13 protein-coding genes and 2 pseudogenes are annotated in these 15,045 nt (G+C 62.9%); 10 read left to right on the forward strand and 5 right to left on the reverse strand.

The genetic code is table 11. The features are described from left to right. Nucleotides 1-418 precede the first annotated feature (418 nt). From KFO72_RS00005 to KFO72_RS00015, 3 genes are all read left to right on the forward strand, one after another. Complete coding sequence (locus tag KFO72_RS00005) at nucleotides 419-763, forward strand: hypothetical protein (protein ID WP_225030999.1); 345 nt, start codon at nucleotides 419-421, stop codon at nucleotides 761-763. A 121-nt stretch (nucleotides 764-884) separates the two neighbouring features. After that, a complete protein-coding gene (locus KFO72_RS00010) occupies nucleotides 885-1,103 on the forward strand; it encodes a DUF2795 domain-containing protein (protein WP_225031000.1) in 219 nt (72 codons plus the stop codon). A 98-nt stretch (nucleotides 1,104-1,201) separates the two neighbouring features. Next, nucleotides 1,202-2,065: a glucose 1-dehydrogenase gene (locus tag KFO72_RS00015; RefSeq protein WP_225031001.1), complete on the forward strand. Its 864-nt coding sequence runs from the start codon at nucleotides 1,202-1,204 to the stop codon at nucleotides 2,063-2,065. On the opposite strand, the gene KFO72_RS00020 is transcribed toward KFO72_RS00015, so the two are convergent. Further along, a complete protein-coding gene (locus KFO72_RS00020) occupies nucleotides 2,021-3,139 on the reverse strand; it encodes a glycosyltransferase family 4 protein (RefSeq protein WP_225031002.1) in 1,119 nt (372 codons plus the stop codon). The genes KFO72_RS00015 and KFO72_RS00020 overlap by 45 nt on opposite strands. A gap of 156 nt (nucleotides 3,140-3,295) precedes the next feature. Between KFO72_RS00020 and KFO72_RS00025 the strand changes: the two genes are divergently transcribed. The 3 genes from KFO72_RS00025 to KFO72_RS00035 all read left to right on the forward strand — a co-directional run bounded on the left by KFO72_RS00025 (nucleotide 3,296) and on the right by KFO72_RS00035 (nucleotide 7,589). Then, nucleotides 3,296-4,285: a glycosyltransferase family 4 protein gene (locus KFO72_RS00025; protein WP_225031003.1), complete on the forward strand. Its 990-nt coding sequence runs from the start codon at nucleotides 3,296-3,298 to the stop codon at nucleotides 4,283-4,285. Nucleotides 4,286-4,353: 68 nt separating this feature from the next. Next, nucleotides 4,354-6,099 (forward strand): HAD hydrolase family protein, encoded by a 1,746-nt coding sequence (locus KFO72_RS00030; RefSeq protein ID WP_225031004.1) that lies wholly within the window; start codon nucleotides 4,354-4,356, stop codon nucleotides 6,097-6,099. Between the two features lie 1,211 nt (nucleotides 6,100-7,310). Beyond that, nucleotides 7,311-7,589: a hypothetical protein gene (locus KFO72_RS00035; protein WP_225031005.1), complete on the forward strand. Its 279-nt coding sequence runs from the start codon at nucleotides 7,311-7,313 to the stop codon at nucleotides 7,587-7,589. 127 nt (nucleotides 7,590-7,716) lie between these two features. Here KFO72_RS00035 and KFO72_RS00040 read toward each other — a convergent pair. Continuing rightward, a pseudogene (locus KFO72_RS00040) lies at nucleotides 7,717-7,998 on the reverse strand (IS3 family transposase); the annotation flags it as partial. 36 nt (nucleotides 7,999-8,034) lie between these two features. Between KFO72_RS00040 and KFO72_RS42180 the strand changes: the two are divergent. Continuing rightward, nucleotides 8,035-8,316, forward strand: coding sequence for a transposase (locus KFO72_RS42180; RefSeq protein ID WP_318248375.1), 282 nt, complete (start codon nucleotides 8,035-8,037; stop codon nucleotides 8,314-8,316). Nucleotides 8,317-8,576: 260 nt separating this feature from the next. Further along, a pseudogene (gene tnpB / locus KFO72_RS00050) lies at nucleotides 8,577-8,934 on the forward strand (IS66 family insertion sequence element accessory protein TnpB). 333 nt (nucleotides 8,935-9,267) lie between these two features. Here tnpB and KFO72_RS00055 read toward each other — a convergent pair. The 3 genes from KFO72_RS00055 to KFO72_RS00065 form a co-directional block, all read right to left on the reverse strand. After that, nucleotides 9,268-9,693: a CBS domain-containing protein gene (locus tag KFO72_RS00055; protein WP_225031217.1), complete on the reverse strand. Its 426-nt coding sequence runs from the start codon at nucleotides 9,691-9,693 to the stop codon at nucleotides 9,268-9,270. 861 nt (nucleotides 9,694-10,554) lie between these two features. Then, nucleotides 10,555-10,854, reverse strand: coding sequence for a hypothetical protein (locus KFO72_RS00060; protein WP_225031226.1), 300 nt, complete (start codon nucleotides 10,852-10,854; stop codon nucleotides 10,555-10,557). Between the two features lie 528 nt (nucleotides 10,855-11,382). Continuing rightward, entirely contained in the window at nucleotides 11,383-11,529 is a 147-nt protein-coding gene (locus tag KFO72_RS00065; RefSeq protein ID WP_225031006.1) for a hypothetical protein, read from the reverse strand. A gap of 80 nt (nucleotides 11,530-11,609) precedes the next feature. Here KFO72_RS00065 and KFO72_RS00070 point away from each other — a divergent pair, with 80 nt between their 5' ends. Both KFO72_RS00070 and KFO72_RS00075 read left to right on the forward strand, forming a co-directional pair. After that, a complete protein-coding gene (locus KFO72_RS00070) occupies nucleotides 11,610-12,599 on the forward strand; it encodes a ribokinase (protein WP_225031007.1) in 990 nt (329 codons plus the stop codon). Further along, entirely contained in the window at nucleotides 12,562-14,988 is a 2,427-nt protein-coding gene (locus KFO72_RS00075) for a glycosyl hydrolase family 65 protein (protein WP_225031008.1), read from the forward strand. Before KFO72_RS00070 ends, KFO72_RS00075 begins: the two co-directional genes overlap by 38 nt. The last annotated feature ends 57 nt before the right edge of the window (nucleotides 14,989-15,045 follow it).

Raw genomic sequence — 15,045 nt, forward strand, 5'->3', positions numbered from 1 at the left:
ACCATGCCTCACTTACGCGCGTAACGTCGAGAACGGCCTACGCGAGCCGCTTACGTCGCAACGGGTGATTGGCCGGAACGAAGTCATCGAGCCTGGACATCGTGAACATCGATTCTGTGTAGCCGTCCGCTCCGCGCATCGCTTCAGTCTCAGTGTTGTTCGATTCTTCATCTCAACGTTTACCCCTCCCGCGCGGATGACGTGCGCGGGAGGTATTTCAACAGCCTGCTAGGGAGAGAGCCGCATACCGCCATGACCGCGAAGAGCAATGCCCGTACCGCGGCGGCCCGAGCCCCGCAATGTATCGGTCCGGATGACGTCGCGCGGCTTGTGCGCCGCGGGCCGCACGCCGCGCGGCACGGGGCTTGCGCGACGCTAGTGCCGAACAGGAACGTCAACTTTTCAGGAGATTCCGATCATGCGACAACCAGCGAAAACGGTCCTCATGGCCGCCTTGCTCGCAGCGCTGGCGGGTAGTGTCTATGCACAGACGGGCAGTGCAGGCGGTGCAACGGGTTCCGGCGGCGCCGGCGGCACCGGCGCGGAAACGGGCACTGCTGGCGCGCAAGGAAGCGCGAATGGCCCTGCGGGGATGAACAGCCCTGGCGACAGCGATTCCGGCTATGGATCACCCGGCAACGCCAGTACAGGCCGCGGCATGGGTTCCAGCCCGTCGAATTCGACCCGCATGGGCCATTCGAACAGCGACAACTATAACCGGCAGAAAAACGGGACGGGCACCGCAGGCCAGGGTGGCCAGTAGCCGTGCAGGTGTGGAGGCTTGCGGATCGTCGACACGAGGGTGTGTCCGCCGGGCAACCGGAGTCGGGCACAGGAACGTCACATGCATGCCCCGCTGTACCAATTTATCCGGGAGATTCGTCATGGCCACGTCCGGCGCAAAAAATCCGTCGATCCGCAAATTTATCGACGTGCAAAAGGCGCTCAAGGGCGCCTCCTATCCGGCTTCCAAAGAGGACCTGCTGAAGGTAGCGAAGCAGAACGGCGCCGACGGGGATGCGATGGAAGCGCTGGCGGCCATGGCCGACGATGAATACGCAAATCCCGCCCAGGTGTCGAAGGCGGTTGGCAACGAAGGCTGAAATCCAGCACTCGCCCGCCTGGTTCGTCCTAGCTCGCGGAACAGCACGCCGCCCGAAACGGCGGCCAGGGCGTTGCGTTGTGTCGGGACGCCCATATCATGACCGACGTCAAGCGACCCGCGCCGCCTTTTCCGCCCCAGCAGCAGGACGTTTCCGGCCACACTGCGCCGTTGCGGCCGCAGCCCGATCACGAAGAAAACAGCTATGCGGGTAGCGGCGGGCTTGCGGACAAAGCCGCCATCATCACAGGGGGCGACAGCGGCATCGGGCGGGCCGTCGCCATTGCCTTCGCGCGCGAGGGTGCCGACGTTCTCATCGCCTATCTCGACGAAGACGACGATGCCGAAGCGACGAAGCGCTGGATCGAAAAGGCGGGACGGCGGGCCGTTCTGCTGCGTGGCGACATCACGCAGTCGGGGCATTGCGACAGGATCGTCGAGACGGCACTGAAGGAGTTCGGAGAGCTGGACGTCCTCGTCAACAATGCCGCCTGCCAGATGACGCACGACGCGCTCGACGATATCAGCGACGAGGAATGGGACCGCACGTTCGACATCAACATCGGCGCGATGTTCAGGGTTACCCGCGCTGCCGTCCGGCATATGAAGTCCGGCGGTTCAATCATCAACACCACGTCCATCAATGCGGACAAGCCGAATCCGGGGCTGCTCGCTTACGCGACGACGAAACGCGCGATCCAGAACTTTACGGCCGGCCTTGCCCAGTTGCTCGCCGCAAAGGGCATCCGCGCAAACTGCGTCGCGCCAGGGCCGATCTGGACACCGCTGATCCCCTCGACGATGCCGCAGGACAAGGTCGAACATTTCGGTGAACAGGTTCCGATGAAACGACCGGGGCAGCCTGCGGAACTCGCGCCCGCCTATGTCATGCTGGCCTCTGACGAGGCGAGCTATATCTCAGGCGCGACGATCGCAGTCACGGGCGGGGCGCCGATTCTTTGAAGATGCCTGGCAAGCGGCAACCGCGACGCTCTTCTTCCCTTCAGATGCCGCGCAAAGTTCCGAATAAAGCTCGACATATTCGTCTACCATTCGCGAGACAGTGAAGCGTGATTCGAACGCGCGGCGGCAATCGCAACGATCGATCGCGCCGATCCGGTCAACAGCAGCGACTGCACCGTCCACATCATCGACGAGCCAGCCATTCACGCCGTCTTCGATGATTTCGGTCATTGCGCCCCGCCGGAATGCGATGACGGGCGTGCCGCACGCCATTGCTTCGATCGCGACCAGGCCAAAGGGCTCCTCCCATTCAATAGGAAGTAGCAAGGCCCGCGCCCGGGAGAGCAGACGGCTGCGCGCCTGTCCGCCCGTCTCACCGAGAAACTCGGCAAACGTCGCGTTTTGCTCCAGCAACGGCGTGAGACTGTTCCGGAAGTATTCCCGCTCTCCCGGGTGGACCACGCCGGCGATCTTGAGTTGCATGCGTGCCCGACGTGCAATTTCAACGGCGAGATCGGGTCGCTTGCCTGGCATGAGCCTGCCGAGAAACAGCAGATAGTCGTGCGGAGAAACCTCAAAAGGCAGTGCATCGGCTGGAATGCCGTGATAAATGGTCCTGACCCAGTTGGCCCACGGTATTGGCTTGCGCTGACTCTCGGAAATGGAAACGAGCGGCGCCCCGGCGAACTCACGTAACAGGGGACCATGGTCGTGAGGCAGCATCAGCGCATGCATTGTCGTGACGTGGGCGCACCGAAGGCGCTGCATGACCGGCAAGTGTATCGGCTCGCCGTGAAAGTGCAGCACATCGAAGTCGTGTGCATGCCGCGCGACCTGTTCGAGTTGACGAATGTGATGGCATGACGTATCCCATGCGCACGGATCCCGCCAAAGGGCCCCGTCGCACGCGGCAATCAAGGCAGCGGACGTGCGCGAATCGCCGCTCGCAAACAGCGTGACATCGTGCCCGCGTTGCACGAGTGCTTCCGTCAGGTAATGGACGATGCGCTCGGTGGCGCCGTAAGCAACAGGCGGAACGCATTCGTATAGTGGCGCGATCTGGGCTATGCGCATCTCGCCTCTTCAACTGTCATGGTGGCGGTTGTCGTAGCGCATTCCGCATTCCGCCTGCGAGCGCACTCATTCGCCCGGTGATGAAACCCTGAAGCGCGGGGTGGTGGAACAACAGATGCTGGCCCACCTGACGGGTAACTTCGAGGGAGGGCAGTCATGCGCATCGCGCAGGTATCCACGCTGTATGAGCGCGTGCCGCCCGTGGCCTATGGCGGCACTGAACGGGTTGTCTCGTGGCTGACGGAAGAACTGGTTGCACGCGGTCACGAGCTCACGCTGTTTGCCAGCGGCGACTCGCTGACGCGGGCGGAACTCGTCCCGGTATGCCCGCGTTCTTTGCGCGACATCGAAGACACGGCCGATCCGCAAGCGTTCCACGTCGCGATGCTTGAGCAGGTCGTGCAACGCTCGGGCGAATTCGACATCGTGCATTTTCATACCGACTATGCGAGCTTTCCGTTCGGCAGGCGCGTGCGGTGCCCCCACCTGACGACGCTGCACTGGCGCCTGGACATCCCGGGACTTGACACGCTGTACCGCGAATTCGCCGACATGCCACTGGTTTCCATTTCGGACGCCCAGCGTGCGCCGTTGCCGGATCTTGCGTGGCAGTGCACGATTTACCATGGCCTGCCGCCCGGACTCCTCTCGTTCCATCCGGCGCCGTCGGACTACCTTGCGTTCGTCGGGCGCATTGCACCCGCCAAGCGCCCGGATACTGCCATCGAGATCGCACGGCGCGCGCGTGCGCGCATCGAGATCGCCGCAAAAATCGACAACGGCGACCGGGCCTACTACGAACGCGATATCGCCCCGCTGATGAAGCAGCCGCACGTCTGCTATCGCGGCGAACTCGACGACTGGCACAAGAACGATTTTGTCGGGCGAGCACGCGCGCTGCTGTTTCCGGTTGACTGGCCTGAGCCGTTCGGCCTCGTGCTGGCTGAAGCGCTGGCGTGCGGTACGCCCGTGATTGCGTTCGGGCGCGGCTCGGTGCCCGAGATCATTGACGACGGCGTAACGGGCTTCATCGTAAACACGATCGATGAAGCCGTCGAGGCAGTCGGGAAGATCGACACGATCGACCGGTCCCGCTGTCGCGCCGCGTTCGAAAAGCGGTTCACGGTGGCCCGTATGGCCGACTAGTATCTGACGGCCTACGCAAAACTGATCCGCGAGGCGCACGCCTCCTGCGTGCGTTGAAAGGAGGCGCCATGCGTTATCTCGCGCTCGCAACGGACTATGACAACACTCTCGCGCGCGAGGGTCGCGTCGCGGATTCCACGTGGGCGGCACTCGACAGGCTGCGCCAGTCGGGCCGCTACCTGGTTCTGGTCACGGGGCGCGAACTCGACGACCTGATGACGGTCTGTCCGCGCCTCGACATGTTCGCGCGTGTGGTCGCGGAAAACGGCGGCATACTGTTCGATCCCTCAGCAGGGGAAAGGCGCCTGCTCGCGGATGCGCCACCGAAGCAGTTTGTTGACGCATTGCGTGCGCGGGGACTGAAGCACTTCAGCGTCAGCGAGACGCTCGTTGCGATGATGAAGCCAAACGAACAGATTGCGTTCGAGGTAATCCGGGTTCTCGGCCTTGAGCTGCATGTCGTGTTCAACGGCGACGCCGTCATGGTCCTCCAGCCTGGCATCACGAAAGCGTCGGGACTGAGGGCCGCACTCGACGCACTGAAGCTGTCGCCGCTGAATGTAGTCGGCTTGGGCGACGCGGAAAACGACCATGCGCTCATTCGCGCATGCGGTTTGGCCGTCGCCGTGGAAAACGCGCTGCCCGCACTGAAACAGCAGGCGGATCTGGTCACGTCGCATCCGGACGGCGAGGGCGTCGCCACGCTGATCGATGCACTGATTGCCGACGATCTGCGCGCTCACGCGTCGTCGCTCGCCAGATGCAGGTTGACCGTCGGCAAGCGTGGCGACGTGCCAGCGTCGCCAGCCGTCACGGTCGATACCGCCGGTAGCACCATGCTTCTGGTGGGCGCGTCGGGATCGGGCAAGTCGACGGCGGCGGAAGCGTTGCTTGAAAGCCTGACCGATGGCGGCTATCAGCTTTGCATCTTCGATCCGGAGGGGGATTACGTCAACGACGACCGTCTGACGGTAGTGGGCAACGCGCAGACCATGCCTGTCGGGGAGGAGGTGCTGGAACTGCTCGAACGCACGACGCGTCAGGTCGCCATTAACATGATGCGCGTGCCGCCCGGCGAACGCCCGCAGTATTGTGCCGAACTGCTACTGAGACTTCAGGCGCTGCGCGCGCGAACAGCACGGCCTCACTGGCTGGTCTTCGACGAGGCGCATCACCTCTTTCCGGCAGCCTGGGCATCCGCGGGCGCGGCCGTGCCGCAGGCGCTTGAGTCGACGCTCGTCGTCACTGTGCATCCTGAACAGCTTTCGCCGGCGCTGTTGAAGCAGATCAACATTGTTGTCGCGATGGGTGACGATGCTGCTGACCGGCTGGGATCTTTTGCGTCGTCTGCCGGGATTGCGCCACCGGTTGCGCGCGTAGCCGGTGCCCGGCGCGGCGAAGCACTGTTCTGGGAGCCGGCTAAAGAGGACCCTTACGTCGTGACGATCGGTGGCGGACGCAGCGCGCATCGTCGCCATGTCCGGAAATATGCCGAAGGTCTGCTGATCCCTGAGCGCAGCTTCTATTTCCGCGGACCTCGCGGGCAGTTGAATCTGCGCGCGCACAATCTTGTGCTGTTTGTCGAACTGGCCGAGGGCGTCGATGAAGCGACATGGCGTTATCATCTTCAGCGCGGCGACTACTCGCAATGGTTTGAAAGCGTGATCGGCGACGTCGCACTCGCAAACAGCACGAGGGCAATCGAACAGGACACGGCGCTGTCGCCCGCTGAGAGCCGCAAGCGCGTGTTGGGCGAGGTCAACCGGCGCTACACCCAGCCGGAAAACCCGACCCTGCCGAGACCGGACTACTAGCACCATCACGGAGCTGCGCGACTGGCGCAGAGTGTCGCGCACGCGGTGCGAAGGGCACCACCAGTTTCGCCTTGTGCTAGCCGGCCCTGGCCGCGGCAGTCTGCGTCGCATCCAGCAGGAACCGCCCATCTTTCACCCGGGTGCATCAGTCGTCCATCAATCTGGCAGCTCCTGCCTGCGAGCGATCGGGGTCGTCTGCAGTCCCATCGCCGGATAGTGGCAGTCGCCCGTTTGCGGCTGCGACCAAAAGCCTTGCCGTGTCCGGCGCGGAGGTCCTCGGGCTGGAGCGGGCACATGCCGGAAACCCGTGCAGCAGATCACCGAGGTCCGAACGGGATCTGTCGGCGTCGAAGGCTTTCAGCGATGCCATCAGCCCGGCCCACGAACCATCCCACCTCGTCTCCCGGTAACAGCGTCCCGCTGCATCGTTAAGGCGTAGCAGACCGGATTCGGAATAAAAGCTGACCAGGACGATAACGCCGTCGAGTACGCACATTGCCGTGCACGGCCTCACTGAAGCCATTGATTGGCTCCGCAAAAGGTCTGAGGTGTGGCTTATCTTCCTCGCAGCACCGGTCGGGCACCAGCCGGTGTCCGTCTCACCGCGCTGATGTCGCAGACTGTATGCCAGATGAAAAGCGGTCTGGTCGACGGGGCGCCCGCAACGTCTCTGTTGGGCTCCGCCACCCAGATGGGTCGCCAGACGATACGTCCGCGACGGCCGCGGCTCGCCGCACTGCTGCCGCGCCACATCCATGGAGCCGGTAGTGGCCCGGCTTCGCAATTTTCACGCCGTCGCGGCGACCCTTTTTGCGGCAACGCGGGTAACCTTCAGTGGCTTGCGACCGCGATCGTTTTTACAAAAGCCGGTAAATAGCGCCCATTGGAAAGCGGGCCGCCCGAACCGTGTCCCGCGGCGCCGTATCGGCATGGGTTCAGGGGGATCGGTGTTCCAGTGCGCCTGCCACTACGGCCTGCCGTATGCGCGTGCAACGGGCAGGCACACCGACCCGTGTGAGCCGGAACGTTGCCCCGGCGCGGACCGACCGCGACCGGCGTTGGAAGGGCACACACGCTGATGAAGGCCGGGTCTGGAACGGTCATTTCAGTCGGACTGTATGACACCGTCGCGTCAGGCGCAGAGGATCGCGCCGTCCCCTGGGCACGGGATGAAAGCGGGATCGATGCGCGGGCACCAGGGAAACGCATCCATGCAACTGAATTACGTCGCGGTTGTCGTCATGGCATCCGTCATAACCGTGCTGTACGTTCACGCAACCATCTGGCGCCTGGCCACCAGCGGCGCGCGCAGGGCGGTCGCGCACGGGGTGCTGCTCTTCACCGGCCTCCTGTTCGGTGCGGTGAGTGCGAACGTGTTCGGGGCAGCCCTTCCACCGTGGCTTGCACTGGCCGGTGGAACCGACGTGGTGCATCTGCCTGCGGCGTGCGTGCTGTTCATCAGACACCTGAGCGAGTCCGGGGAAAGCTGATCAAGGGTGTTCTGCCGACTCGTCGCCCTGCGGGCGCCGCGGATCGCTTCGCGAGGAACTATTGAATCTCTGTCAACGCCGATTGAATTCTGACCCGCCGGGGGTGCGGCCAATAACTTGGACTGGTTTATGCCACGATTCCGAGGCTCTTCCGGTATTCGATCGGGCTGAGCGAGCCGAGTGAGACCTTGATCCGCTTTGCGTTGTACCAGCGGATGTAAGAGTCAACGACCTCGACGAACTGATCAACGGTCGTAGTACGCCAGTCACGAGGATAAAACAGTTCCGTCTTGAGCCGCCCGAAGAAGCCTTCGCAGGCCGCGTTATCGGGTGAGCATCCTTTGCGTGACATCGAGCGAATCAGCTCGGCATCGCGCATCGGTGAGAGCCACCCGGGCCAGCGATAGTGCGTAAGCGGTAGTTCCGACTCATCTGGACCCGGCGTATGAGAAGGAACAAGATTGCGTCCGCAGCCACCACATTGCGGACGCAGCTTATGCCTGGCCTACAAGCTGACTTTGACTTCCTGCCGTTGCGGGTGATCGGTAAATCGGCCGACGGCAAGAACCGGTACGACCGTGATGGCAAGCGCAAACTGATCGAAGCGTGCCAGAAGCCGGGGGCCTCCGTTGCCGGGCTGGCACTGAAGGCTGGCGTGAACGCCAACCAGCTTCGCAAGTGGATTGGCCTCGAGCGTAAAAAGACACGCTCCCGAACTGAACGGTAGCCGACACCAGCCAGTGCGCCGGCATTTGTTCCTGTTCTGGAAGTGGTTGATGCCGAACCTGTGCACTTGCCTCACATGCCGTCCCAGCCCGACGCCCAGCCGGCTGCTGCACGGCGTGAACCGATGCGCCCCTCGCAACGCTCGCCGTTGCCGTCACGCCTGGTGGCGCAGTTGCCTAACGGGGTGAGTCTCGAACTTGAATGTACGCAACAGGACACGGCGCTGCTCGCAGCGATGATCGGCGCATTGAGGAGCCGGTGATGCTGCGCTTCGCTGACGACCTGCGGGTCTATCTTCATCGCGAGCCGGTCGACTTCCGGTGCGGTATCAATACCCTTGCCGCCGTGGTTGAGAATTCGATGCGACTGGATCCACTCGCGCGCGGTGTACGCGTTTCGCAACCGTAAATGCAACCGGATCAAGCTCCTGCTGTACGAACGCACCGGCTTCGGGCTGTTATTGCGCCGCCTCGAGCAAGACCGTTTCATGTGGCCGCGACGCGATCAGGAAGTGATCGAGCTGACGACGCAGCAGCTTCACTGGCTGCTCGATGGCATCGACATCGACGCGCTACCACGCAACCGGACGGCGCGTATGTCAACCGCAGATCCGGATTGAACGGCTGCTTTGACGGGATCTGGCGGTTCGACTGGCAGACATGGCGACCCCACTCTTATGGTTCGACTAGCGCCGACTTGCCAAACGGTGGTGGGTCGGCAGTCTTCATTCTTTTGAAGGTCTATTGGCGGGGCGGCTCCGCCCGGCTTTGTCCTTGGGCGGCGGGCCTCCGGGAGCGCCCGGTTCAGGCCCCGGTTCATCGCTATCGGGGCGCTCAAGGTCCGCTGGTTTCTCTTCCTCCGGCCTGGATGGCGCCGGCTTGGAACGAGGCGAGTCGGGCATCATCATGTGTGCGCTTTGGGACGCTGCCTCGGGCGTTAACTTGCTGGGCATTCAACGCTCCGGTGCCGATGGCGTCGAAACGGCACCCAGTGTCGAGGACATTCCGCCATCAAGACTGGTGGCAAGATCGCCGAGCGAAAGTATGCCAACAAGGCGCTTTTCCTTGTCCACCACGGGTACGCGACGGATTTGCGAGCCTTCCATCTTTCGTTTCACGTCTTCGACGTCGTCGGTTTCATAGCACCAGGCCGGCGGCCCGCTGACAACGCCTTCAAGCCGTTCGTCCGGTGGGACGCCTGCTGACACCGCACGTACCACGATGTCGCGGTCCGTCAGCATACCGATCAGACTCGTTCCGTCACACACGGGCAACGCTCCAACGTTCAGGTCATCCATCATCTTCGCCGCTTCCCGCAGGCTTTGTGTTGGGCCGATGGTTGCTGGGTCGCGTGTCATTACTTCTGCAACTGTGGTCATCATGCGCTCCCTTTGGTATGCAAGGCCTGGCGCTGTCAATCGAGCATGGCGTGTACCCGAGACGTGAGGCAGATCCGCACGCAGCACTCTCTCTATGTCCGCGTCCTCCAGCTGGTCAACGGTTGCGCCGCCGATGCCTGCACCGGCGCAGTCTACAAGTACGTCCACCGCACCGCGTTGCGAGCATGCAGTGCCGCGTTGTGCTAAGGCGCTGGGTTTCAGAGGCAGAGACTTTACTCGGTGCCAAGGTTGGGAATAGCTGGCGCGCTCCTTGTCAACTCCCTGTGCGGAAGACTGGTCGGTGAGTTGGCTTCATTGTCTGTGAAGACTCAAGGCAATCACTCGCCGTTTGCAAAACTGAGTGTTTTCTCGCAGGTAGGAATGGCGCTGGACCAGCGGTGCCATCCGTCGCCGCCGCTAGCAAGGCCTTTCCAGCGCGGCCGTGCACGGGTCTATCCGACGTTGTGCATGCCCGAAACGGCAAGCAGTACTGCGCCCAGCGTCGTCGCGGAGATTCCCATCATCTGAGTCCACGAAAGGTTTTCGCCACGGAACGCACGTCCATCGCGGTGGTCACCGCATCTGACATGGGCACTCAACACGGTTCCTACCGACGCTCACGCCCGCGGCCAGGCATGCCAGCGCCAGCACACTCGCTGTCGCCTGGACGCAGAAGCGCGGCAACACACACCGACAAACTTTTTGCGTGTGGCAAGCGCGGCGTCGTGTGCGCCAAAAGCCTGCCAAAGGGACCGCCGTTGATGGACGCCGATGGCTGCGCCGGTTAAGCCCGCAAGAGTCAGCAGCGAAAGGAAACGAGCAGGCGTGCCGTTTGTCCGATACCGCCTGTAGGTGAACCTGTCACCGGAGGAAGGTGTTGCGGCCTCCTTCGGCGCACTCGACCTCGTTAGCCTCCGCCAATGCCTTGCTGGGTTTTTCCTGTGCCGGCGCAAATGTCGCACGGTTTGCCATCCACTTTGCAGGTACCGTGGCACTTCCGGCAAAGGTCTTTGCCGACACCGATTGTTTCTGGGCTTTGCAAGGATGGATATGCGGCTCATGCTCGGAATTGAGGCGCGATAGCTGCAGAAAGTCGACGGCGAGCGAGCGTTGTTCGAGGGTTTCCTGCGCAAGCTTGCCACGCCGGAAACTCTTCAACATACCGCCAGGGCGTGAAGTCGTTGCGAGAGGAGGCGTTGACGATCAGCACGCGCGACGGAGCCCATCGACCCTTCTGCCGGCTCTGTGCTGCCTTGATGCGCTCGCTTCGCGCCATCCGACAAAGAGATCATAGTCGGGATCGGCGAAACCTCCGCCGGCCTTTGCCGTAACCGGTGACTTGCGGGAGCCGCAATAAGTCTCCCATGCGATCGACTCCAGTCGCTGGATCGACGCGTCTTTCGTACGGAAAGCGGGGTCGTAAAAGCGGGCAATGAAACGTTCGCGAAAAGCATCGCACGGCATTTTTTCGGTGACCCGGCCCCTGCGGACTTCGACAAGCCGATATTGGCGTGACCGGTGCCTGATTTCATCGCATTTCACCGCGTCGGTCGGTTGACGTGAGGCGAGCAACGCACATACCCGACATGCGCACGCACGCACGCCACGCAGGCAATCCACTTTGCGTGCCTTCGACTACACCCGTCGCGCGCCGACGCGGGAGCGGTGCGGAAATTGCGGACAGGTCGGCTATTCCCGGCGGTCTGGGTCAACAGCATTGAGTCCGCGATCTGCTGCGTTGTCGTCCGGCGTTTCGGGTTCGGCCGGAATGTTCGGCGTATCTGTGCCGTCATCCTCCGTCGTGGTGCTCGTCGCGGAGAAGGGGATTGCGTTCATGGCTGCTCCTTATCTCGATACCGGGGTGGTCTGATAAACAGCAGCAAGCGGAGCGCCTGCCACTTTTCCTTGGGGTACTCATGGATTCAACGATTATCAGCATCGGCAGCATCAATGCGGATTTCCAGATGAGGACAAGCGATAACGAACACAGCGAAACCAGCCGCGCCGAACGGTTTTGCCGGCTATCGGCTGGCAAGGCTGCAAATCGTGCGTATCTGGCCCGCAGGCTCAAGCATGATGCGCGGCTGATTGGTATGGTCGGCGACGACGATCTCGCCGAGCAGGCGCTTGGATCGTTGCGCGAGCATGGCGTCGACCTGTCCGCCGTCATGCGTGCGCCCGGATGCCCGACCGCAGTGTCGATCATCATGGTGCCGTCGGGCGGCAAAAAGCGCATCGTGCTCGCGCCAAACGCGAACGAGTGCTGGCGGCCAGAGCAGATCGGCGCAGCGATTCGCGCGTTGGAGGCAGCACCGCCGGATAGTCTGCTGACGATGGACTGCGAGATTGCGGCGCACGTCAGCGCGGCGTTGCTCGACGCAGCGGTAAAGCGGCGTTTGCGGATTGTGCTTGACACGGCGCCTCCGGAGTACTCGGGCAAGGACGAGATTCGCCGGCTCTGGCCGCATATCGTTGCCTGCTCGCCGAATGAGGAAGAGGCGGCCGCGCTGACAGGCATGCGCGTCGGCGGCAGGCACGACGCAATGCGCGCGGCGCGCAAACTGCACGAAAGCGGCTTCGAACTCGCCTGTGTGAAGCTCGGCGACGGTGGTTGCGCCGCGTTCTCCAACGAAGGGCCTCGCATCGTCAAGGTTCCCGCGATCAAGCCGGAAGATACCACCGGCGCCGGCGACGCCTTCACCGGCGCGCTCGCGGTCGCGCTCGGTGAAAATCTTCGTTTCGACGATGCGCTGCGTTTCGCCACGGCGTCCGCGAATGTCGCGGTCACGCGGTGGGGCTCGCAGGAGTCGTATGGAACGCGCGAGGAAATCGACAGCCTCGCCGCATCGCTCACGGTCGAGGTCCCTGATGCGTGGGATCGACGGAAGCGCGGACGATCATGGTGACGTTCTGAGCTTCGACAGCTTTCGCCCCGACGACGAGTTGCGACGCGAATCGATTCTCGGCCTCGGCAACGGCGCGCTGTTCGTCCGGGCAAGCGCACCTGAGGCGCGGTTGGCGGCGCCATGCTCGGTCAGCGCCAACGGAATTGCGTCGCAACACTATCCCGGCATTTACCGCGCGGGGCTTTATGACCTGTCCACTGCGAAAGCGAACGGCGCGATTGTGCGCACGGCAAGCGTGCCGCGTCTGCCGAATGCGACCGTGCTGGCAATCAGGCGGCCGGGCGGCGCGTGGCTCGGTTCGAATAGCGCGGAGCTTGTCGAATACCGGCACGCGCTCGACCTGTGCCGGGGTCTCGCGTTGCGCACGCTCGTGCTGCGCGACGCGTCTGGCACCACCACGCAGATCGATGAAACCCGCTTCGTCAGCTACGCCAATCCGTTCCTGATCGTGTTGCGCTGGACGGTCACCGCGTGCGATTGGGAAGGGCTGATCGACATCGGCACGGGTACGGATGCGAACGTGTGCAACGGCATAGTCGACAGTCAACGTCCTCTCGAATCGGCACATATCGTCGACGCTTCGCATGCCGATACGGTCGATGGCCTGTCGTGTGCGGTCTTTCGTCTCGCGGCGATACCGGTCACGGTGGCCGTGGCTGCGCGCGTCGACGTGGACGGACAGCGGACTGACGTTGCGCAATGGCAAGCGTGGGACGAAGAGCATGCCCGTTTCAGGCTCGTCCGCATGCCGATCGCGCGGCGCACTCCGTTACGGATCGACCGGATCGTCGCAGTTAAAACTTCGCGCGATGTAGCGAGCGCGCATCCTGTGGATGCGGCTTGCAACGAAGTGCGCGGCGCCCCTCACGCGTCGCGTCTACAGGACGCCCACAGGAGGGCATGGACGCCCGGCTGGGAGCAATCGCGCATCGACAGCGAAGACGCGGCGCTGAGGTTGGCGCTCAATGTCCGCGCATTCCACGTCAGGCAAACCGTTTCACCCATTTCTGCGCATGAAGACCTCGGCATACCGGCGCGCGGCTGGCAGGAAGGTTATAACGGTCACGTGTTCTGGGACGATCTCTTCGTGCTGCCCGAAGGCGCGCGTACGCAGCCGGCGCTCGCGAAAGGGCCGTTGATGTACCGCTACGAGCGGCTCGACGCTGCACGTCGCGCGGCGTCGTCGAATGGTTTGCGCGGTGCGCTATATCCGTGGCGCAGCGCGACAACGGGTGACGAAGAGACACCGGATTTCCGCTATAACCCGCTCGACGGTCACTGGATGCGCGACAACACGCATCTGGAGCGTCATGTCGGCGCGTCGATTGCCTGGAACATCGTGCACTACGTGCGCATGTCCGGGGACGACGTGTATCTGCGCACCTACGGTGCGGAGATGATGGTCGAAATCGCCCGCATGTGGGCAAGCCTGTCAAAACTCAACGCGACGAGCGGGCGTTATGACATCGGTGGCGTCATCGGACCCGATGAATATCATGATGGATATCCGGGCGCAGCCGCACCCGGTCTGCTGAACAACGCTTATACGAACGTGATGGCGATGTGGACGTTGCGCAGCGCGCGCGACATCCTCGACGAACTGCCGGCGGAGGACCGGGCAGCGTTGGTCCGCAAAGTGGATTTAGCCCACGATGAGCCCGAGTGCTGGCGCACGATCGCAAGCCGTCTGAGTGTTCCTTTTTTCGACGACGGCTCGATCTCGCAGTTCGAAGGTTTCGACACACTGCGCGAAGTAAGCGACCCGCGCTCCTTTTCGCCCGGTCACAGCCGCACCGACTGGTTCGTCGAAACGAAGGGCGGAACGACCAATGCCTGGCAACTCGTCAAACAGCCGGATGTGCTGATGCTTTTCTACCTGCTGCGCGAGCGCGGCGTGCGCTCGCTGCTGGAGCAGGCCGGCTATCGGTTCGGCCGCGAGGCGGCGCAGCGATCCCTTGAACAGTGTCTGGGGCGCATGACGCACGAATCGAGTCTGTCGCGGATCGTCTGTGCGGGTGCGCTCGCCGGAACAGACCCGAAAAAGTCACTGGCATTCTTTCGTCGTGCGCTCGAAACGGATCATGTGCCAGCTTCCGGCAGCGCGCAAGAAGGGCTTCATCTTGGCTCGCATGCGTCGCTTCTGAATGTCGTGTTGCATCACTACGCGGGCGTGCGTTATGAAACGGATGCGATCGCATTCGAGCCGGGGTGGCCGCCTGGCCTTCCGCGCGTACGCATGGGTTTTAACTGGCGTGGGCAGCGCTTCGTGCTGTGTGCCGATGCAGCGAAAGCGGAGCTTCACGCGGCGCACGACAACGATCGAACGGTCGACGTGCGCCTCGCTGAGCGGACTGTCTGTGTCGCGCCGGGCGATAGCGTGAACGTGTGAGAGGATCGTGCCCCACGCGCAGTAGGCGCCACTCCATAGGACTGTGCCGAATAACGC

It is taken from the genome of Paraburkholderia sp. XV (assembly GCF_020177535.1).
GTDB lineage: Bacteria > Pseudomonadota > Gammaproteobacteria > Burkholderiales > Burkholderiaceae > Paraburkholderia > Paraburkholderia caribensis.